Origin of the sequence: Agromyces salentinus, assembly GCF_009749395.1 — a bacterium.
Taxonomy (GTDB): domain Bacteria; phylum Actinomycetota; class Actinomycetes; order Actinomycetales; family Microbacteriaceae; genus Agromyces; species Agromyces salentinus.
The window spans coordinates 68,586-88,050 of the sequence record NZ_WBIR01000007.1; the positions used below are offsets into that span (position 1 = coordinate 68,586).

A 19,465-nucleotide genomic window follows, 5' to 3' on the forward strand; every position below is an offset into this window, starting at 1 on the left:
ATCCCCGGAAGGGAACCTCACGTGAACCTCAAGCGTTTCGGCGTGCCTGCCGTCGTCGCCCTCACGGCGGCGCTCGCGCTCAGCTCCTGTGCCTCGAACGAAGGCGGCGCAGCCGCTCCCGAGGAGTCGACCTCGACGCTCTCGGGCAACCTCGTCGGCGCAGGCGCGTCCTCGCAGGACACGGCACAGCAGTCGTGGATCGCCGGCTTCCAGACCGCGAACCCCGACGTGACGATCGACTACGACCCCTCGGGCTCCGGCGCCGGTCGCGACACGTTCCTCGAGGGCGCCAGCGCCTTCGCCGGCTCGGACCGCGCGTTCAAGGACGAAGAGGTCGCCGCCGGCGGCTTCGCGTCGTGCGCACCCGACTCGAACATCGTCGAGCTCCCCCTCTACATCTCGCCCATCGCCGTGATCTTCAACGTCGAGGGCGTCGACACGCTGAACCTCGACGCCGCAACCATCGCCGGCATCTTCTCGGGCGCCATCACGAACTGGAACGACCCGGCCATCGCCGCGACCAACCCCGACGCGACGCTCCCGGACCTGGCCATCACGCCCGTGCACCGCTCCGACGACTCGGGCACCACGGAGAACTTCACCGAGTACCTCGGTGCCGTCGCTCCCGACGTCTGGAGCTACGAGGCCGACGGCGTCTGGCCGATCGAGGGCGGCGAGGCCGCACAGGGCACGTCCGGCCTGGTCGACGCCGTCACCAACGGCACCGGCACCATCGGGTACGCCGACGCGTCGCGCGCCGGCGACCTCGGCACCGTCGCGGTGCAGGTCGGCGACGACTTCGTCGAGTTCTCGCCCGAGGCCGCTGCGGCCATCGTCGACGCCTCGCCGCTCGCCGAGGGCCGTTCCGAGGGCGACATCGCCATCGAGATCGACCGCACCTCCGAAGAGGCCGGCGTCTACCCGATCGTGCTGGTGAGCTACCTCATCGGCTGCGAGCAGTACGAGGACGCGGCGAACGCCGAACTCGTCAAGTCGTACTTCTCGTACATCGCCAGCCCCGAGGGCCAGGACGTCGCCGCTGCGGATGCCGGCTCGGCCCCGATCTCCGACTCGCTCCGCGAGAAGGTCGACGCTGCGATCGCACTGATCAAGTAGTAGGTTCGTGCCCGACCCCAGGTGCCTGCACCGGGGGTCGGGCACGAGCATGTCCCACCGGTTCCGACTCCCCGATTCGAGGAATACGACACACATGAGCTCCGCGGCCACCACCATCAAGGCCAAGCAACGGCCGGGCGACCGGGTCTTCTCCGGGTCGGCCGTCTTCGCCGGCTCGATGATCCTCGTCACCCTCGCCGCCGTCGCGATCTTCCTCATCGTGCAGAGCATCCCCGCCCTGTTCGCGACGAGCGATGAGGCGTCCATCCTCACGACGAACTTCTGGGACTACGTCCTCCCGCTCCTCTTCGGCACGATCTGGGCCGCGGCCCTGGCGCTGCTCATGGCGCTCCCCGTCTCGATCGGCATCGCCCTCTTCATCTCGCACTACGCACCTCGCAGGCTCGCCTCGGTGCTTGGCTACATCGTCGACCTGCTCGCCGCGGTGCCCTCGGTGGTCTTCGGCCTCTGGGGCATCGGCGTCCTCGCACCCGCGATCCAGCCGGTGTACTCCTGGCTCGTCACGAACCTCGGCTGGTTCCCGCTCTTCGCCGGGCCCGTCTCCGGCACCGGCCGCACCATCCTCACGGCCGCCGTCGTGCTCGCCGTCATGGTGCTTCCGATCATGACCGCCATCTGCCGGGAGGTGTTCCTCCAGACCCCGGTCCTGCACGAGGAGGCCGCGCTCGCGCTCGGCGCGACCCGCTGGGAGATGATCCGCATGTCCGTGCTGCCCTTCGGCCGTTCGGGCATCATCTCCGCATCGGTGCTCGGGCTCGGCCGCGCACTCGGCGAGACGATGGCCGTCGCCATGGTGCTCTCCGCGTCCGGTGTCATCTCCTTCCAGCTGCTCACGTCGGTGAACCCGTCGACGATCGCCGCGAACATCGCGCTGAGCTTCCCCGAGGCCTACGGCCTCAACGTCAACGTGCTGATCGCGACGGGCCTCATCCTCTTCGTCGTGACCTTCGCGGTCAACGCGTTCGCGCGCTGGATCGTCAGCCGCCGCAAGGAATTCTCGGGAGCGAACTGATGACCATGACCAAGCCCGAGGCCGAGACCGTCACGTCCACGCCGATCGCGAACTCCCTCACCGCCGGCCGCCTGCCGACGCCGGCGCCCTGGATCATCCTCGGCACGGCCATCGCCGTCTCCGCAGCGCTCTTCGCAGTGCTCGGGGTCGCCTCCGGCGCCGGCTTCGACTGGGGCGGCGCGATCATCGTCGGCGGCCTGCTCTACGTGCCCTCCATCTGGCTGTTCTCCCGGCTCGTCGAGGGCGGCCGGCGCGCCAAGGACCGGCTCGTCACCGCGCTCGTGACCGGCGCCTTCCTCCTCGCGATGATCCCGCTCATCTCGCTCGCGATCACCGTGGTCACGTTCGGCCTCGCGCGCTTCGACGCCGAGTTCTTCAACTCCTCGATGCGCAACGTCACGGGCGAGGGCGGTGGCGCGCTGCACGCCATCGTCGGCACGCTGCTCATGACGGGCGCCGCCGCGATCATCTCGATCCCGATCGGCCTGCTCACCTCGATCTACCTCGTCGAATACGGTCGCGGTCGCCTCGCGCAGGGCATCACGTTCCTCGTCGACGTCATGACCGGCATCCCGTCGATCGTCGCCGGACTCTTCGCGTACGCCCTCTTCGCGATCTTCTTCGGTCCGGGCATCCGACTCGGCATCGCCGGTGCCGTGGCGCTCTCGGTGCTGATGATCCCGGTCGTCGTGCGGTCCAGCGAGGAGATGCTCCGGCTCGTGCCCAACGAGCTCCGCGAGGCCGCCTACGCCCTGGGCGTCCCGAAGTGGCTGACGATCGTCAAGGTCGTCCTGCCCACCTCGATCGCCGGCATCACCACGGGCATCATGCTCTCGATCGCCCGCGTCATCGGCGAGACGGCGCCGCTCCTGATCGCGGCGGGCTTCACGCAGAGCATGAACTACAACCTCTTCGAGGGCCGGATGAGCTCGCTTCCGGTGTTCGTCTACACGCAGTACGCGAACCAGGGCAACCCGCCGGAGGCCTACCTCGACCGCGCCTGGGCGGCAGCGCTCACCCTGATCCTCATCGTCATGGCCCTGAACCTCCTCGCGCGACTCGTCGCCCGGTTCTTCGCCCCCAAGTTCGGTCGCTGAACCGCAAGCCAGTAAGGAAACCCGTGTCAAAGCGCATCGAGGTCCGTGACCTCAACGTCTACTACAGCAAGTTCCTCGCGGTGGAGGGCGTCTCGCTCGAGATCGAGCCCCGCAGCGTCACCGCCTTCATCGGCCCGTCGGGCTGCGGCAAGTCGACGTTCCTCCGCACCCTCAACCGGATGCACGAGGTGATCCCCGGGGCGCGCGTCGAGGGCGAGGTGCTCATCGACGGCAACAACCTCTACGACCCCGACGTCGACCCCGTGCTCGTCCGCCGCCAGGTGGGCATGGTCTTCCAGCGACCCAACCCGTTCCCGACGATGTCGATCAAGGAGAACGTGCTCGCGGGCGTCAAGCTGAACAACGCGAAGATCTCACGGTCCGACGCCGACGCGCTCGTGGAGCAGTCGCTGCGCGGAGCGAACCTCTGGAACGAGGTCAAGGACCGCCTCGACCGCCCCGGTTCCGGCCTCTCGGGCGGTCAGCAGCAGCGCCTCTGCATCGCCCGCGCCATCGCCGTCTCGCCCGAGGTCATCCTCATGGACGAGCCCTGCTCGGCGCTGGACCCGATCTCGACCCTCGCGATCGAGGACCTCATCGAGGAACTGAAGCAGCAGTACACGATCGTGATCGTGACGCACAACATGCAGCAGGCCAGCCGGGTGTCCGACAAGACCGCGTTCTTCAACATCGCCGGCACCGGCAAGCCCGGCAAGCTCATCGAGTACGACGCCACAACGACGATGTTCTCGAACCCGTCCGTGAAGGCCACCGAGGACTACGTCTCCGGCCGATTCGGCTGATCCGATGCCTCGGTCGAGGTGAAGTGCAGACACGGATGCCCCGGAGCGAACTCGCTCCGGGGCATCCGTGCTTCTGCGGGTCGGACTCGATGCCGCGTGGGGGCGCCGCCTCGACCGACGATGCGGGTTACCGGGTGCGTGCGTTGATCAGCACGCCCCCTGCAGGGCCCACGGACCCCACTGCTCGGCACCCGGGGTGTTGTTCTGCGTCCACCACTTGGCCGTGTAGGTGGAGCCGCCGTAGCTGACGACCGCGCCGCCGTTGTAGGCGGTCGCCGCGGCCCATGCCGGCGCTGCGCACGTGCCGGGCTCGGTGGGGTCGGTGGGATCCGTCGGGTCCGTCGGGTCCGTCGGGTCGCATGCGGCCACGAGGGCCCAGACCGCGGCGGAGCCGGGGGTCTCGCCCTGCGTCCACCACTTCGCCGAGTACTCCGAGCCGTTGTACGACACCTTCTGGCCGCCCGTGTACACGCCGGACGCGGTCCACGCCGCCGCCGCGCACTCACCGGGATCGGTGGGGTCGGTCGGGTCGGTCGGGTCCGTCGGGTCCGTGGGGTCGGTGGTGCTGACCGGGTCGGTCGCGGGCCCGGCCTTGGCCGCGCGGAGCTTGTCGGCGAGGGTGCCGATGAGCTCGCCGTTGCGGTCGCCGTCGAGCTCCCACCACATGCCGCCGCCGAGGCCCTGGTCGACGATGTACTGCGACTTGCGCGTCGTCGACTTGACGCTGTCGTAGCTCCACCACTGGTTGCCGTCGTACCGCCATGCGGCGCCGAGCGCCGCGTCGTAGTACTCGGTGCCGAGGGTCTTCAGCTTGTCGTAGTCCTCATTGCCCTTCTCCCAGGTGCCGGGCGCGGCATCCGTCGCCGTGCTCCAGGCGTTGGAGGACTTCACGCCCTGCCATCCGCGCCCGTAGGCGGCCAGGCCGATGCCGAGCTGCTTCGGGTCGATCCCGGTCTTGAGGTACTCCTTGACGGCCTTGTCGACGCTGAACCGCTGCGCCGGCGCCCGCGTGTCCGCAGGGTCGTCGAAGAGGTTCGCCTGGTGGCCGTTCAACGTCGGGTTCCAGGCGCCGTGCAGGTCGTAGCCCTGGATGTTGCCGAAGTCGAGGTACCGGAACTTCTCGGGGTCGTTCCATCCGCCGGACGCGATGTCGGCCGGGTTCGCCGGCAGGAACGCCGAGAGCTGGTACGGGTGTCCGTTCTCCGCCGTCAGCGCGTCGACCTGGGTGCGGAACTCCTTCAGGAGCAGCGTGAAGTTGGTCTTGTCATTGGCGACGTCGACGTGGTTGCCCACCTCGCCGTTCAGCGAACCGGGCCACTCCCAGTCGATGTCGATGCCGTCGAAGACGCCCGCTGCGGCACCGGTGCCGCCACGACCGTCGATCACGGGCAGGTTGCCGCGCAGGTAGAGGTCGACGCAGCTCTTCACGAGCTTCTTGCGCGAGGCATCCGTCGCGGCGGCCTTCGAGAAGTTCTTCGACCAGGTCCACCCGCCGAGCGAGATCATGACCTTGAGCTTCGGATGCTTCGCCTTCAGCTGCTTGAGCTGGTTGAAGGAGCCCGCGAGCTTCTGGTCCCAGGCGTCGGCGACGCCCGCGACGGAGTTCGCCGCGGTGTACCCCATGCCGAAGTCCGCCCACGCGTCACCGGCACCGTCGGAGCCGTTCGGCCCCGTGCCCTGGGCCTTGTTCGCGATGAAGCAGGTGAGGTCCTGGTGGTGGATGTTGCCGAAGGAGTAGTTGATGTGGGTGAGGACGGCAGCGGTGCCCGAGGTCTCGAGCTGCTTCGCCTGGAAGGCACGGCCGTAGACACCCCACTGGGCGAAGTAGCCGACGTTGCGGTAGCCGTTGACGGCGCTCGGCGCCGTCTCGGGGGCGGCTGCGGCGGGGGCCGCCGCACCGACCGCGGCGAGACCGGCGACCATCGCGCCGGTGGCGAGGGTCGCCAGCGCCGTGCGCAGGCCCCGTCGCGTGCTTCTCTGTCTCTGCATGGTGTCCTTCGTCGAGGGAGGAGCGGACGCGGTTGCGCCCTCGACGAAACGGTACGAGCGGACGCCTCCCCCGTCGTCAGCACGATCCACATGCTCGGGTGCACGCGACGGAGCCGAGTACGTAGGACTACGTACTCGGCTCCGGGACGGCGTGCCCATGGACGGCATCGCCGGGATGCCGTCGACCGGATGCGGTCGACGGCCCGATCAGCAGGTCGCCGCGGACCCCCAGACGGCGGCCGTGCCGGGCGTCTCACCCTGGGTCCACCACTTGGCGGTGTACTCCGACCCGTCGTAGGAGACCGGCGAGCCGCCGGTGTAGACGGCCGACGCGCTCCACGCGGGGGCGTCGCAGGTGCCCGTCCCCCCGCCTCCACCGGTGCCGCCGCCCGTGCCGCCCGCGCCGGGCTCGACGAGCAGCGCATTGCGCGGGAGGTCGTACAGCGTCGCGAACGTCTCGGAGCCGATCTGGACCCGGAGGTTCGACGGCTGGGACATCGGCATCGACCACGACAGCTTCGTGGCCAGGGAGCCGCCGGCCGGAATGCCTCCTGACGGCACCGTGATCGTGTAGGTGTGGAAGTCGCCCTTCAACCCTCCGACGTTGGTTCCGGTGTGCCCGCTGGCGACCTTCGTGATGCCCCAGCCGTTCTGCTCCTTCAGCTCGCCGGTGTCGCTCGTGCCGGTGTCGAAGGTGACCTTCGACCCGGCCGGGATCGCGACGGCCGACCGGTTCGTGAAGGTCACCTTGGGGTTGATCGGGTAGTTGTTGTCACCGAGCGCGAACTCGCCGTAGGAGACCTGCAGGTCGATCGCCTTCGTCGGCATCGTGACCGCGGCCTTGGACGCCCCGTACGGCTGGGATGCCGAGAGCGTCTGGTGGATCCGGTTCACGAGGGTCGAGCCCATCGTGTACTGGCCCTTCGCGGCGTCGTACCCGTAATCGCCCGCGAGTTCCCAGATCATGATGCCGCCGAGGCCCTTCTGCGCGACGTAGTCGGCCTTGGCCTGGATCGCCTGGTCGCTGTCGCCCGAGAGGAAGGTCCTCGTGGAGGAGTTCCACCACCACTCCGTCTTGGACACGTCGTCGAACCTGTGGGCGTACGTGCCGACCAGCGGTGCGGTCGGAGAGCCGTAGCTCGCCGCGTAGTCGCCGACCTTGCCGCTCTGCAGGTTGAGGACGTGCCAGATGGGGTTGGCGCCGGCCGCCATCTGGATGCCGAAGGCGTCGTTGTCGTGCCACAGGTTGTCGATGCCGCCTGCGCCGTTGCCGCACTTGTCGGTGCCGCCGATGGTCGCCCCCGTCCCGTAGGCGCACTTGGTCTGGTCGGGCAGTGCGGCCCGTCCGCCCAGTCCGTCGGTGCCGCCCGAGACGCCCGTCCACCCGCGCGTGTAGAACGGCACGCCGACGTTGATGCGGCCGGCCTGCATCGCCCCACGGAAGTAGTGGTACGCCCAGTCGGTGTTGAGGTAGCCGATGCCCTTGTACGCGGTGTACACGCCGCCGGCGGTGAGCTCGGCGTCCTTCCCGTCGTCGTACAGCGGGGCGTTGCCGCCGACGTACTCGTTCCATGCACCGTGCAGGTCGTACGACATCATGTTGAGGTAGTCGAGGTACTGCACGACCTGGTGCACCTCCTGCCCGCGGAGCAGCCAGCCCGAGGCCGGCGCCGCGACGGTCAACAGGTAGTGCCGGCCGTCGGCCGCCCCCGCCCGGTCGAGCTTCTCGCGCAGGGTCTTCATGAGCTTCGCGTAGTTCGCCCAGAGTGTCGCGCGCCGGGGATCGGAGACGCCGAAGTCATCGGGGTTGCCCGCCTTGTTGTTGCTCGTGGCGTACTCGTAGTCGATGTCCACGCCGTCGAAGCCGTACTGGCGGATGAACGCGACCGCGGAGTCCGCGAACACGTCGATCCTCGCCTGCGACTCCGTCATCGTGTAGAAGCCGCCGTCGGCGACGCGCTTGCCGTCGGCACCGAAGTGCCCGCCGGTCTCGGCCCAGCCGCCCACCGACACGAGCGACTTCACGCCGGGGTTCGCCTTCTTGTACTTCTCGAGGAGGTTGAGGTGGCCGCGGTACGGCAGTGCCTGGTCCATCTCGGCGCCGGCGACGCCCGGCCAGGTCAGCTCGGTCGCCGCGTCGTTCGCGGCGTCGGCGCCGACCGACACCTTGCCCGCACCGTCGATGTGGGCGAAGGCGTAGTTGACGTGGCTCATCTTGGTCCACGGGATGTCGCTCGCGAGATAGCGCGGCGTGCCGTCGACGCCGGTGCGCCAGCTCGTGAAGTAGCCGATGACCCGCTGCTCGAGCCCGTTGGGCAGCTTCTCGCGTCCGTCGGTGTCGTAGATCGTGCAATAGGGGACGTTCACGCCCGGCGTCTGGTACAGCCCGTCCGGCCGGCACTTCTCGTCGGGATTGGCGGTCCACGGGGTGCCGGGCGTGGGGGTCGGGGTCGGGGTCGGCGTCGCCGTGGGCGTCGGGGTCGGGGTCGGGGTCGGGGTCGGGGTCGGGGTCGGGGTCGGGGTGGTCGTCCCGCAAGCGCCGTTGCTCGACCACGGCCCCCACTGTTCCGTGCCCGGCACGTTGTTCTGCGTCCACCACTTCGCGGTGTAGTTCACGCCGTCGTAGGAGATCTTCGCGCCGCCGCCGTAGGCCGCCGTGGCGTTCCAGGCCGTGGCGCACGGCTCGGCCGCGTTCGCCATCGTCGCCGGGATCAGGCCTGCCAGCAGCAGGCCGACGCCGGCCGCGGCGGTGATGAGCCGCGCGCGCATTCGACTGGGTGTTCGCATGTCGTTCCCGTCTGATTCGGATGTCTCGGCCCGCACCTCGCGCGGGCAGCCCGACGCTAGTTCAGGGGCGACGGCGCCGAATCAGCACATCCACGCATACGTAGGACTACGTATGCGTGCCCGACATCCGGCCGCGCATCCGATGCGCGAGCACGGCGAGCTCGACCCGGGAGTGCACGGCCAGCTTGGAGAAGACCCGACCGACGTGCACCTCCACCGTGCGAACGGAGACGAACAGCCGTGCCGCGGCGTCCCGGTTGGAGATGCCCTCGACCACGAGCATCGCGACCTCGAGTTCACGTTCGGTGAGCAGCTCCGCCCAGGCGTCGCGGCACTCGACCAGATCCGACGCGTCGGCGGCTGAGGCGACGACGGTCGTGGGAGGCACGGATGCCGCGGGCGCATCCGCCAGCCGCACCGCACCCGTGGCGGAGGGTCGGGGCCCGTCGCCACGCCCGCGCCGCGCTTCGGAGGACGGGCGGGCACCTGCACCGGCATTGTCGGCCTCGGCCCGGCCGGCGCGCTCGCGTCCGGCCTGCGCCCGCCGTTCCTCGGCGACGGCCGCAAGCCAGCCGTTGGCACCGCAGTCCCCGAAGAGGTGCTCGGCGGCCAGGAGGTGCCGGTCGGCCCGGTCGACCGCACCGAAGGATGCGCACACCCGCGCCAGCATGAGCTCGGTGCGCGCACGCTCGTAGGGGGAGGCGATGCCGCGTGCCCGCTCGGCGACCGCGGCGTACTCCCCCTCGAAGCCCGACCGGTCGATGCTCCGCATCCGGTGCCGCAGTTCGCTGGCGAGCCTGGCGTCCGGCGTGCGCCGGCCGGCGCTGGGGGCGGACGCGGGTCGTTCGCCGTGCCCGACCCTGCCGGAGCCGGCGTCGCCAAGTTCCTCGGCCGCGGCATCGAGGCCCGGCAGGTGCAGCCCGCTTCCGAATCCGGTGCGGGCACGCTCGTCGGCCAGCGCGACCAGCGTCTCGGCCTCGGAGCGCCGGCCGTTCAGGCGCGCCCACATGGCCCGGTCGACGAGGTCCTCCCGCCGGACGCCGAGCACGGGCTGCGGCAGCACCGCTTCGACCGAACGCGCCCACGCACCGATCGTGCCGGTCGAGATGAGCTCGACCCGTCGTGCGAGCGCTGCGCCCAGCCCGCCGAAGGCGAGGCCGATCGGGAGGTCGGATGCCGCCTGTCGCAGTCCGTCCGCCGCACGTCGTACCTCGCCGGCCCAGAGCTCGAGCAGGGCGATCGCAACGGCCCGTTCGGCGCGCATCATCGGCGAGCGTTCGACGCACGACACCGCGGGCGCCTCCTCGGTGCCGGGAACGTCACGCCGCATGCCGAGCCGGCGAGCCGCACTGCCGGCGTCGCCGGCGAGCCCGCGCTCGAGCGCCTCGGTCATCGCCCGAACGGTGCCGATGAGGCTCGCCACCGGAACGGCCGGGGGCTCCGCGGCGGGAGCCGGCGTCGTGTCGGCGGCGTCGGGGAGGACGGCCCCGAAGCCCGCGCCGCCGAACAGCGAGCACCAGCCGTACGCGACGCGCCACTCGTCCTGGGACCGCTCGGACCCGTCGAGCAGTTCGCGGGCCTGGGCGAGGCGCATGGCCGCGCGATGCGTGGTGCCGCGCTCGGCCAGCAGCCCCGCCGCGATGAGCATCGCGCGCGCGAAGCGGGCGCGATCGACGCCGACCAGGGCCTCGCCGCGACGGCTGCGCTCGAGCAGCTCGTCGAGCTCGCGGTCCGGCACGTCGCCGGTCAGCAGTGCCACGGCGATGAGGTAGTCGGCGAGCACGGCGACGCGCTGGTGCTCGTCGCCGCGATTCAGCACCTCGCCGAACCAGCGCTCGGCTTCCTCGACGAACCCCGCATGCAGCGCCGCACGACCGGCGATGGACTGCGCGCGCACGGCGTTCCCGCCGGAGGCGAGACTGGCCGCCTCGCGGGCGACGGCATGGGCGCGCTCGGCCTCGCCCGCGGCATCCGCTCGCTCGGCGATCGCGAGCAAGGGCTCGACGAGTTCGCCGGACCCCTCGAGCGTGGCCAACGAGCGATGCCAGGTCGCTTGGTCGACCACCTGCAGGACGGCGTACGCCTCGGCGAGCGCGGCGTGTGCGGCGGTGCGCTCGGCGAGCGATGCGTGCGCGTGCGCCCAGACGCGGGTGCGGGGATCCGCGAACGCGAAGTGACCCGCGACGAGGAGGAGCTGCCGGCTCAGGCCGCTGCTCACGAGGTCCGCCATCGAACGCCCGGTCGCGGCGAGGAGCACGTCGATGCGGTCGTCGATGCAGACGGCCGCGACGACGAGTGCCTGACTTTCCCACGGAGCGAGCCGTTCGCCGTCGTCCCCCACGGCCTCATCGATCGCCGGGACGAGCGGCAGCGGGTCGGGCAGCGAGGCGAGCCCGAGTCGCTGGGCGCCGCGGAGGGCCCCGGCCACCTGGATGATGGCGTCGGCATCGCCGCCGAGTCCCAGGCCCAGGCGCGCCGCGACATGCGGCGCGACGAAGATGCGGTGCTGGGCGAGCATCTCGACGATCGCGTCGGAACCCTCGAAGGCCTCGACCGTGGAGCGATGGCGCGGCTGCTGACGCGGTTCCTCGTTCATGGGTGCCACCCTCCGCTCGCTCACGTCACTGATCGCGTGCGGTTATGTTAGCAACATTTACAAACCGGAGTCGAGGAGGAATTCACTCGAATGCAACTCCCCGTTCAGGGGACGCGGCGTACGGTCCGCGGCATCCGCCTCGGGCGTCGGCGCGGGACGCCGAGGCCGTCACTCGCGCGGCGTCAGCAGGTACTCGTTGAACGCGCGCGTCTCCTCGGCGTCGTACGGGAACGCGGCGCCGTCCAACTCGGTGACGCCGACGGCGAGCCGAACGCTCGAGACGAGCCAGATCGCGTCGGCCGTCGACAACTCCTCGACGCGGATGTCGCGGTACTCGGTCCGCCGCCCGGTCTCGGCCAGGTGGTCGAACAGGCTCATCTGCGTCGTGCCGTGCAGGATCGCCCCGGAGGGCGCCGGGGTGGAGTAGAGGTCGCCGTGCCGGAGGATCACGCTCGAGGTCGGGCCCTCCATCACGAAGCCGTCCGACGAGACGAAGATCGTGTCGTCGGCTCCCCTGCGGTGCGCCTCGCGAAGCGCCGCCATGTTCGTCGCGTAGCTCAGCGTCTTGGCGCCGAGCAGCAGCCATGGCGCCTTCGCCGCAGCATCGTGGGCGTATCCGCGGTCGAGCGTCACGACGGAGACGCCCTGCGCTCGAGGCGTGCTGAAGTCGGCCGCGGGCGAGGCGTGCAGCCATGCGGTCGGGGCCGGCCCGTGCTCGACTCCGCGGCTGAGCACGAGCTTGAGGGCGAACTCGCCCTCCGCCGGCAGCAGGCCCACCACGCGGTCGATCGCGGCGCGCCACTGACGCAGGTTGGGCTCCGGCAGTTCGCAGATCACGGCGGAATTGCGGAGCCGGTCGAGATGCGGCCCGGTCTCCTGGGCGTGGCCGTCCGTGACCGCGATGGTCTCGAACACGCCGTCGCCGCGCTGCGTCGAGAGCTCGCCCACGCGGAGCGCCGGCGCATCGGCCGGCACCTGCCGGAAGGTCGAGGCGAGGTCTTCGTCGCGGGCATCGGCGGGCAGCGGCTCGAGGAGGAGCGTCACGGTCATGATCCGATGCTACGCGGATGCCGCGGCCGATCGGTCGCGCCCTCCGCACCGGTGGCGAGGTGGAGCCGGACCGACCGGGGACCCGACCGCTCCCCCCGACGCGGCGCGCCCGACCGCGCTACCCTCGACGCATGCGCGAGCTCGGGACCGGCGAGATGTCGCGGGTCTCGGGGCTGTCCTTGAAGGCGTTGCGACTCTACGAGGCCAACGGGCTGCTCGTGCCGGCTTCCATCGACGCACGGACCGGTTATCGCCGGTACGGCCAGGCCGAACTCGCACGCGCGAGGTCGATCGAGTCCCTGCGCCGGATCGGCATGCCGCTCGCCCGGGTCCGGGAGCTCCTGGATGCGCCGCCGGATGCGCTCCGTCGCGAGCTGACCGCGTGGTGGGACGCCGAACGGTCGGCGTTCGCACGACGCAGCCAGGTCGTCGACGTCGTGACGGACGACGCGGCGAACGCGCACCTCGATCGCCGGGCGGTGGATGCGCTGACGGAGCGGGTGCAGGTGGTCGACCGGCCGGCCCGGCGGATCGCGTCGATCACGCGCGTCGTCGAGCAGGCCGAGCTCGTGCCCACCACGCTCGCGGACGTCATCGACCTGCGACGCCACCTCGCCGCGCAGGGCGCGAGCCCGCTGGACGCGCATCAGTTCATCTTCCACGATCCGGTCGGATTCGGACTGCCGGGGCGCGTCGAGGCGGCCGTTCCGTACGAGGGCCGCGCCGACCCGGTCGGCGAGATGGTGCTGCGCGTCGAGCCCGCAGTCCGGCTCGCCGGGATCGAGGTCACCGCCGACGAGCTGGCCTACCCGGCGCTGCTGCGGTTCTACGACGTGGTCCGTCGAGCCGCCGAGCGGTTCGACGGTTCGGCCGGCGCTCCTCGCGAGCTCTACGAACGACCATGGAGCACCGCCGCCGGCGCACTCGTGGCGATGATCGCGATCCCCGTCCGACTCGGTCTTGACCCTGCCCCAGGGGCGGACCCCACGCTCGAGGCATGACCTTCCCACCCCATGCCGCGACCGAGACCGTCGACCGCTTCCGGACGCACTCGGACCTGACCGAACCGGGCCCGCACTCCTCACTCCTGCGAGACCTCGGCACGGACGATGCATCCCTGCACCTGACGGTCACGAACCTCATCGACCACTACCGGGCGACGCCGGGCGGCGTCGGATCGGAGCAGATGCACGACATCGACCGCCGCTGGATCGCCGCGCTCCTGGACGCGCTCGCGGATCGTCGTCCTGGTCCGCTCGACACCCCGCGCGAGGCGTCACTCCGCGCCGGAGGATGCTGCCGGGACCATTCGCTGCTCGCCGTCGCGGTGCTGCGCGAGCACCGGATCGCCGCGCGGACCCGGCTCGGGTTCGCCGGCTACTTCACGCCCGGCTACTTCCACGACCACGTCGTCGTCGAGCGCTGGGACGACGGAGGAAACCGCTGGCGGCGGTTCGACCCCGAGCTCGACCAGGGCGGCTTCGACTTCCGGGTCGATGACCTGCCGCGAGGAGAGGCCGGCGGATTCCGCACCGCCGCCGAGGCGTGGGTCGCCCACCGCTCCGGCCTGACGGACCTGTCGGACCACGGCGTCGGCCCCGACACGCCCTACAGCGGACCGGACTTCGTGCACGCGTACGTGCTCGCGGATCTCGCGCACCGGCAGCGGTGCGAGCTCCTGCTCTGGGATGCCTGGGGCGCGATGGCCGCACCCGGCGAGGAACTCGACGGAGAACGGCTCGACCTCGCCGACGTGGTGGCCGACCTGACCATCCGGGCGGATGCCGGAGACCCGCGAGCCGAGGCCGAGCTCGATGCCCTGTGGGCGCGAGACGCCCGCCTGCGGCCTGGGCGGTTCGTCGAGACGCACTCGCCGACCGGTCGCACCGGCACGACGGATCTCGTGGGCCGGACGACCGTGTGGCGCACGGCATCGACGGAGCCGACGGCCCTGGAAACGTGAGTGACCGGCCGCAGGAACGCCTCTCGGCGCGAGGCCGCTCGGAGCGGCGAATATTGGAGCCCGGGGTTACTGCGGCCGGCCACGTCAAGTGTAAACGAGTGGGAGGGGTGCTCTATTCCGGACCCGGGCCCGGTGCTGGATCCGACCCTCCACGGCGCGGGGAATCCGGCTCACTCGCGCCCGAACCCACGTCCCGCGAGTCCGTTCTCGAAGGCCCAGATGACGACGTGCAGACGGTCAGGCAGCCCGAGCTTCGCGAGGATCGACGCGATGTGCGTCCTGACGGTGTTGCCGGTGAGGAACAACCGCTCCGCGATCACGTCGTTCGAGGCACCGGTCAGCACCTCCACGAGCACGTCGCGTTCGCGGGGGGTCAACGGGCCGAGCATCACCTCGGGATCCACCGGCTCCGGTGCTCGGGCCACGAAGTCGAGCAGGCTCGCCGTGGCTCTGGGGGCCAGGACGGCGTCGCCCGCGTGCACGGCGCGGATCGCCGCCGCGAGCTCGCCGCTCGAGGCGTTCTTCGTGAGGAACCCGCTCGCGCCCGCCCGGATCGCGGCGAACACGTATTCGTCGAGGTCGTACGTGGTGAGGATCAGCACGCGAACGCCGGACTGCGCGTCGAGCAGTCGCTCGGTGGCCGCGATGCCGTCGAGCCGCGGCATCCGGATGTCCATCAGCACCACGTCGACCCGGCGGCCTCGCGCCGCTTCGACGAGTTCCGCGCCGTCGGCCGCCGCGAGGACGAGCTCGAGATCGTCGTGCACCTCGAGCATGGCTCCGACCGCGGACCGGATGAGCTCCTGGTCGTCGGCGATCGCGACCCGGATGCGCGGGGACGCGTGGTCATCGGACATCGCGAAGCTCCTCCCCTCCGATGGGGAACGAGGCACGGGTCCGCCAACCGCCGCCGTCGAGACGTCCGCTCTCGAACCGGCCGCCGAGCCGCTCGACGCGGTCGCGCATGCCCCGGATGCCGCTGCCTGCCGAAGGAGGCCCACCGGGTCCCGACGCCCCGTCGTCGACGATCTCGAGCACCAACTCGGCGGCCGCCCACCGCAGCCGCACCTCGGTGCTCGTGGGCGGGTCGGTGTGCTTCAGCGTATTCGTGAGGGACTCCTGCACCGCGCGGTAGGCCGCGAGCGACGTGCCCGGACTCACGGCCTGCGGTTCGCCCGTCTCGATGACGGCCACCCGCCGCCCGGGCGCCCCGGCCCGTTCCACGAGCGCGGTCAGTTCGCCGAGGCCGGGACTCGGCTCGCGCGGTCCGGGGCTCGGTGCATCGCCGGAGTCGGGCGGGTCGACGAGCACCCCGAGGAGGCCGCGCATGTCGGTCATGGCCGCGCGACCGGTCGCGACGACCTGTTCGATGGCCGTGCGCGCTCGACCCTCGTCACGGTCGAGCAGCACGCGCGACGCCTCGGCCTGGGTCACCATCACGGCGAGCGAATGCGAGATCACGTCGTGCAACTCGCGCCCGATGCGACGACGTTCGTCGGCGACGGCGGCACGTTCGATCTGCATCCGCAGCTCTGCGGACTGCCGGCGGCCGAGTTCCTGGGCGGCCCGCTTCCGCCGTGATTCCCGGCTGTATCGTCCGAGGGCCCACGCGGCGGCGATCGAGGCGACGAGGAATCCGCAGAGGGCGATGAGCACCCACGGCTCCGGAACCGGGCCGTGCGCGAAGGCGACCGAGGTCATGAGTCCGGCGCCGAGGAGGCCGAGCACGATGGCCGAGACATCCGCCCACCCGTCGTCGCTCGCCGCCGCCGTGAAGACGAAGACGAGGTACGCTGCGCTGCTCGGCAGCAGCACCGCGATGGATGAGGTGCCCGGCAGGCTCGCGATCGTGAGCAGGACCATGACGGCGGATGCCGCCCACAGCACGAGGCGCGGCGACCGGCGACGCACGACCACGAGCAGATGCAGCAGGACGAAGCACGAGGTGGTGCCTGCGAGCCAGGCGGCGTCCGCGGCCGGATCGGTCTCACGGACGAGTTCGACGACGGTCACCGGCAGGAGTGCCGCGCCGCAGGCGGCCGCCAGGACCCAATCGGCCGTCGACGGCGGCCCGGCCGGGATACGCACCCGGACGGCCGATCCGGGCAGGTCGAAGCGCGCCTCGCGGGATGCCGCGGACGAGGTGGACCGAGGTTCGGACGACGCACCCATTGCGGCTTCCACGCTACCCGGCGGTTCCGGGCCCCATCTCGTCCGCGCGGGTGAGGCGGCCTGTCCTCCTGGACTGCGACGCTGGGCACCCCCGGAGGCGCACGGCGTCCGGGCCGCATCCGGAAGGACCGTGAACCATCATGCCCGCGAGACCTCCAGCAGCAGACCTCCGATCGACGGCGGCCCGCGAACACGACGGAGCGCGCCCCTTCCCCCGCGCATCGGCGACCGCGGCCCTCGTCACCTCCTCGGCCGTCACGGGGCTGGGGCTCATCTGGCTCCTCGCCCCGGGCCTCAATCCCTTCGCCGGCGACGACATGATGAGCCTCGTCTCGCAGGCGCTCGGCCCCGTCGCGGTGGCGGCCGCAGCGCTGGGACTCGGCCTGGTCGGCGTCCTCCTCGCGGTGACCACGCTGCGCGGGCGGCGAGCGGACTCCATCGCCGCGCCCGGTGGCGCCGTGCTGGCCGCGGCGCTCTCGATCACCCTCGGCAGCGTTCACGTGATCGCCTTCGCCGGCTACGTGTTCGGTGCCATCGTGGTCGGCGTGGGGCTCGTCGCGATCGTCGTGCTCCCCTTCCGGGCGCCCCGGCTCGGCCTTCCGCTGTTGGGCGGTTCCATCGTGCTGATCGCGGCCTCCGCCTGGGCCGGTGTCACCCTCGATGGCATCACCGAATTCGCCGGCGCGTTCGGGAGGGCCCTCGTCGAGGACGCACCGAACCTCGCCGTCATCGCCGTGACGGTCGCCGCGATGCTCACGTGGGCCGTGACGGCCGTCGTGGGGGTCGGTCGCACGCGAGGCGGGCGGCGCTTCGAGGCCTGGCTCGTGCGCCACCGCAGGCCGCTCACGATCCTGGCGGCTGCGGGCCCGCTCCCCTACGGCGTCGCGCGTGCATCCTGGCTGACGCCGTGGCCGCTCTTCGGTCCGGCCGAGGGCGAGGGGATCACCGCCCCGATGCTCGCCACGGGTCTCATGCTCGGCGCCGGTGCCGTCGCCGCGAGTGTGCTCACGCTCGGCCTGATCCTGCCGTGGGGCGTGCGGTTCCCGCGCTGGATCCCGAGGATCGGCGACCACGTCGTTCCGGCTGCGACCGCGGTCGTCCCGGGAGCCGTCGCCGCCGGGCTCCTCTGCCTGTCGGCGAGCCCCATGCTGGTGTCGGGGATCGGCGACGAGGGCGACCCCGTCAGCCCGCTGGTCGTCAACCTCGTGCTGCCGTTCTGGTACTGGGGACCGATGCTCGCACTCGCCGTCTGGGCGTACGCGGCGTGGCGGCGTCGAGGAGCCCTCGACGCGGCGTGATCGGATCGCCCGATCACGCCGCGGTCCCGTGCGACGCGGGACCGCGATCGAACCGGGTCAGTCGAGCGAGTCGCGGCGCCAGAGCCGGGCGCAGGCGATCAGCTCGTCGGCGAGCTGCGTGAGGCGCAGCGCCCGTCGCGTGAGGTCGCCCGGACGTTCGGGATGCACCGAGTCCGCGGCATCCGCGTCGTCGGCGAAGCTCACGAACCCGGCCGCGACGACCCGGCAGAATGCCGCTGCCCGGTCGAGCGCGACCGCGAAGTCGCCGGTGAAGAGGCCCTGGAGGATGCGGTCGGCGAGTTCGCGGACCTCGTCGGGCCCGGCCGGGGCCGGGGCGCCCGCCACGACCTGGTCGATCGTGTGCGATACGGCGGCCCCCCGCTGGTATCCGAGGCTGACGCCCTGCGGATCCTGACGGATGAGCGTCCGCAGCAGGTACACGCGCCAGAGCGCGCCGGGCAGGCTCTTCGCCGAGGCGTGCGACCACAGCTCGGCGATCGCGTCGATGCCGTGCTCGTCGGTGTACGAGACCAGCCGGGCCACGACCTCGGGGTCAGGGTCCTCACGGACGCGCGCGAGCAGTGCCGACGCGGTGTCGTGCGCCATCCGGCTGAGTTGCGCGGGATCCTGGCCGCCCACGATCGAGTCGAACTTGTGGGGGGCGAACCTGGTCGGCCGGTGGAAGCTGTCGTCTGAAACCATCGCGCGCCACCCTACTCCGCCTGCCGGGGTGATCGCCTCGGGATCGGCGTTCCGTCGAACTCGGCGATGCGACGCGACCAGATCCGGCTGCGCCAATCACCGCCGAGGCGCTCGTACGTCACGCGCGCGTGGCAGTTGCGGCATCTCACATCGCACTTCCCGATCTCGGCGCTGACCCTTCGCCAGGAGTAGGCCGCCTTTGCGAGCTTCATCACCTCGGCCGACTTCTCGACGCCCTCTCGGTGGTCGAAGTCGAGCACGCGAAGGTCGGGCTCTCCGCAATCGACGCACGGATGCTCCATGAGGTACTGCCCGATGCGCTCCAGATGCGCGGCCCTGGTCTTCGCGACCTGGGCTGCGACTGCGCGCCGGTGCTGGACGAGATGCTCGGCGTAGTACCGCTTGGCTCGATCCTTGTTGCAGGACCGGCAGACGGACTGGTACCCGTCGGGTGATGCGGTCCGGAGGTTGAACTCCGAATACGAGCGACGGACCCTGCACATCGAACACGTCTTCACCGCTGCTCCTTCGACTCGACTGCGCCACCGTCGGACGTCACCGATCACTCGCGGTGGCCATGGCCGTCCATGCTCTCGCGGGGCCTCGACCTTGCACAGTACGAGGTGCCGCCGACAGTGCGGTCACGCGGCCTCCGCTCGCGCGTGGGGCAGGCTATTGTGGTTCGGCGGGCCTCTAGCTCAGTTGGTAGAGCAGCGGACTTTTAATCCGCGGGTCGTCGGTTCGAGCCCGACGGGGCCCACCTCGAAAACTCGGGGCAACCCACGGTGAACAGCGCGCAGACCGAGGCGAGGCCTCGCGATCCGGGGCACCGCCCGACGGGGGCCCGGCCCCGTCACGA

At 71.1% G+C, this 19,465-nt stretch carries 15 protein-coding genes and 1 tRNA gene; 8 read left to right on the forward strand and 8 right to left on the reverse strand.

Going from position 1 to position 19,465, the window contains the following annotated elements; translation table 11 throughout:
• The first annotated feature begins 21 nt into the window (after nucleotides 1-21).
• The 4 genes from GQQ95_RS08985 to pstB all read left to right on the forward strand — a co-directional run bounded on the left by GQQ95_RS08985 (nucleotide 22) and on the right by pstB (nucleotide 4,049).
• Nucleotides 22-1,116: a phosphate ABC transporter substrate-binding protein PstS gene (locus GQQ95_RS08985; RefSeq protein WP_157427333.1), complete on the forward strand. Its 1,095-nt coding sequence runs from the start codon at nucleotides 22-24 to the stop codon at nucleotides 1,114-1,116.
• Between the two features lie 94 nt (nucleotides 1,117-1,210).
• The gene (pstC, locus tag GQQ95_RS08990; protein WP_157427334.1) at nucleotides 1,211-2,149 is read left to right on the forward strand and encodes a phosphate ABC transporter permease subunit PstC; all 939 of its coding nucleotides are present in this window, start codon (nucleotides 1,211-1,213) and stop codon (nucleotides 2,147-2,149) included.
• Nucleotides 2,149-3,246: a phosphate ABC transporter permease PstA gene (gene pstA / locus GQQ95_RS08995; protein WP_157427335.1), complete on the forward strand. Its 1,098-nt coding sequence runs from the start codon at nucleotides 2,149-2,151 to the stop codon at nucleotides 3,244-3,246. The genes pstC and pstA overlap by 1 nt, the downstream gene beginning before the upstream one ends.
• 23 nt (nucleotides 3,247-3,269) lie before the next feature.
• Nucleotides 3,270-4,049, forward strand: coding sequence for a phosphate ABC transporter ATP-binding protein PstB (gene pstB / locus GQQ95_RS09000; RefSeq protein WP_157427336.1), 780 nt, complete (start codon nucleotides 3,270-3,272; stop codon nucleotides 4,047-4,049).
• 147 nt (nucleotides 4,050-4,196) lie between these two features.
• Here pstB and GQQ95_RS09005 read toward each other — a convergent pair whose 3' ends face one another.
• The 4 genes from GQQ95_RS09005 to GQQ95_RS09020 form a co-directional block, all read right to left on the reverse strand.
• The gene (locus tag GQQ95_RS09005) at nucleotides 4,197-6,038 is read right to left on the reverse strand and encodes a glycosyl hydrolase family 18 protein (RefSeq protein ID WP_157427337.1); all 1,842 of its coding nucleotides are present in this window, start codon (nucleotides 6,036-6,038) and stop codon (nucleotides 4,197-4,199) included.
• 207 nt (nucleotides 6,039-6,245) lie between these two features.
• Nucleotides 6,246-8,807, reverse strand: coding sequence for a glycosyl hydrolase family 18 protein (locus tag GQQ95_RS09010; protein ID WP_212275369.1), 2,562 nt, complete (start codon nucleotides 8,805-8,807; stop codon nucleotides 6,246-6,248).
• Nucleotides 8,808-8,931: 124 nt separating this feature from the next.
• The gene (locus GQQ95_RS09015; protein WP_157427338.1) at nucleotides 8,932-11,421 is read right to left on the reverse strand and encodes a helix-turn-helix domain-containing protein; all 2,490 of its coding nucleotides are present in this window, start codon (nucleotides 11,419-11,421) and stop codon (nucleotides 8,932-8,934) included.
• Nucleotides 11,422-11,589: 168 nt separating this feature from the next.
• The gene (locus GQQ95_RS09020; RefSeq protein WP_157427339.1) at nucleotides 11,590-12,471 is read right to left on the reverse strand and encodes an aminodeoxychorismate lyase; all 882 of its coding nucleotides are present in this window, start codon (nucleotides 12,469-12,471) and stop codon (nucleotides 11,590-11,592) included.
• A 131-nt stretch (nucleotides 12,472-12,602) separates the two neighbouring features.
• On the opposite strand from GQQ95_RS09020, the gene GQQ95_RS09025 reads away from it, so the two are divergent.
• Both GQQ95_RS09025 and GQQ95_RS09030 read left to right on the forward strand, forming a co-directional pair.
• The gene (locus GQQ95_RS09025; protein WP_170297025.1) at nucleotides 12,603-13,472 is read left to right on the forward strand and encodes a MerR family transcriptional regulator; all 870 of its coding nucleotides are present in this window, start codon (nucleotides 12,603-12,605) and stop codon (nucleotides 13,470-13,472) included.
• The gene (locus GQQ95_RS09030; RefSeq protein WP_157427341.1) at nucleotides 13,469-14,434 is read left to right on the forward strand and encodes a transglutaminase-like domain-containing protein; all 966 of its coding nucleotides are present in this window, start codon (nucleotides 13,469-13,471) and stop codon (nucleotides 14,432-14,434) included. The genes GQQ95_RS09025 and GQQ95_RS09030 overlap by 4 nt, the downstream gene beginning before the upstream one ends.
• 170 nt (nucleotides 14,435-14,604) lie before the next feature.
• Here GQQ95_RS09030 and GQQ95_RS09035 read toward each other — a convergent pair whose 3' ends face one another.
• Together GQQ95_RS09035 and GQQ95_RS09040 are read right to left on the reverse strand one after the other, a co-directional pair.
• Nucleotides 14,605-15,291: a response regulator transcription factor gene (locus GQQ95_RS09035; RefSeq protein WP_157427342.1), complete on the reverse strand. Its 687-nt coding sequence runs from the start codon at nucleotides 15,289-15,291 to the stop codon at nucleotides 14,605-14,607.
• Nucleotides 15,281-16,606: a sensor histidine kinase gene (locus tag GQQ95_RS09040; protein WP_157427343.1), complete on the reverse strand. Its 1,326-nt coding sequence runs from the start codon at nucleotides 16,604-16,606 to the stop codon at nucleotides 15,281-15,283. Before GQQ95_RS09040 ends, GQQ95_RS09035 begins: the two co-directional genes overlap by 11 nt.
• A gap of 140 nt (nucleotides 16,607-16,746) precedes the next feature.
• On the opposite strand from GQQ95_RS09040, the gene GQQ95_RS09045 reads away from it, so the two are divergent.
• Nucleotides 16,747-17,904 carry a hypothetical protein gene (locus GQQ95_RS09045; RefSeq protein WP_157427344.1) on the forward strand — a complete coding sequence of 386 codons (1,158 nt, stop codon included), beginning with the start codon at nucleotides 16,747-16,749 and terminating at the stop codon, nucleotides 17,902-17,904.
• Nucleotides 17,905-17,961: 57 nt separating this feature from the next.
• On the opposite strand, the gene GQQ95_RS09050 is transcribed toward GQQ95_RS09045, so the two are convergent.
• Both GQQ95_RS09050 and GQQ95_RS09055 read right to left on the reverse strand, forming a co-directional pair.
• Nucleotides 17,962-18,606, reverse strand: a complete 645-nt coding sequence (locus GQQ95_RS09050; protein WP_157427345.1) for a DNA-directed RNA polymerase subunit beta — start codon at nucleotides 18,604-18,606, stop codon at nucleotides 17,962-17,964.
• A gap of 11 nt (nucleotides 18,607-18,617) precedes the next feature.
• Nucleotides 18,618-19,109 carry a hypothetical protein gene (locus GQQ95_RS09055; protein WP_157427346.1) on the reverse strand — a complete coding sequence of 164 codons (492 nt, stop codon included), beginning with the start codon at nucleotides 19,107-19,109 and terminating at the stop codon, nucleotides 18,618-18,620.
• A gap of 184 nt (nucleotides 19,110-19,293) precedes the next feature.
• Between GQQ95_RS09055 and GQQ95_RS09060 the strand changes: the two genes are divergently transcribed.
• Nucleotides 19,294-19,366, forward strand: a tRNA-Lys gene (locus GQQ95_RS09060).
• The last annotated feature ends 99 nt before the right edge of the window (nucleotides 19,367-19,465 follow it).

What these genes read in the sequence shown, in the direction of transcription:
- GQQ95_RS09045 (WP_157427344.1), top strand. Translation starts at nt 16,747, where the DNA reads ATGCCCGCGAGACCTCCAGCAGCAGACCTCCGATCGACGGCGGCCCGC.
- GQQ95_RS09030 (WP_157427341.1), top strand. Translation starts at nt 13,469, where the DNA reads ATGACCTTCCCACCCCATGCCGCGACCGAGACCGTCGACCGCTTCCGG.
- GQQ95_RS09040 (WP_157427343.1), bottom strand. Translation starts at nt 16,606, where the DNA reads ATGGGTGCGTCGTCCGAACCTCGGTCCACCTCGTCCGCGGCATCCCGC.
- GQQ95_RS09005 (WP_157427337.1), bottom strand. Translation starts at nt 6,038, where the DNA reads ATGCAGAGACAGAGAAGCACGCGACGGGGCCTGCGCACGGCGCTGGCG.
- GQQ95_RS09050 (WP_157427345.1), bottom strand. Translation starts at nt 18,606, where the DNA reads ATGGTTTCAGACGACAGCTTCCACCGGCCGACCAGGTTCGCCCCCCAC.
- GQQ95_RS09015 (WP_157427338.1), bottom strand. Translation starts at nt 11,421, where the DNA reads ATGAACGAGGAACCGCGTCAGCAGCCGCGCCATCGCTCCACGGTCGAG.
- GQQ95_RS09055 (WP_157427346.1), bottom strand. Translation starts at nt 19,109, where the DNA reads ATGTGCAGGGTCCGTCGCTCGTATTCGGAGTTCAACCTCCGGACCGCA.
- GQQ95_RS09020 (WP_157427339.1), bottom strand. Translation starts at nt 12,471, where the DNA reads ATGACCGTGACGCTCCTCCTCGAGCCGCTGCCCGCCGATGCCCGCGAC.
- GQQ95_RS09035 (WP_157427342.1), bottom strand. Translation starts at nt 15,291, where the DNA reads ATGTCCGATGACCACGCGTCCCCGCGCATCCGGGTCGCGATCGCCGAC.
- pstA (WP_157427335.1), top strand. Translation starts at nt 2,149, where the DNA reads ATGACCATGACCAAGCCCGAGGCCGAGACCGTCACGTCCACGCCGATC.
- GQQ95_RS09010 (WP_212275369.1), bottom strand. Translation starts at nt 8,807, where the DNA reads ATGCGCGCGCGGCTCATCACCGCCGCGGCCGGCGTCGGCCTGCTGCTG.
- pstC (WP_157427334.1), top strand. Translation starts at nt 1,211, where the DNA reads ATGAGCTCCGCGGCCACCACCATCAAGGCCAAGCAACGGCCGGGCGAC.
- GQQ95_RS09025 (WP_170297025.1), top strand. Translation starts at nt 12,603, where the DNA reads ATGCGCGAGCTCGGGACCGGCGAGATGTCGCGGGTCTCGGGGCTGTCC.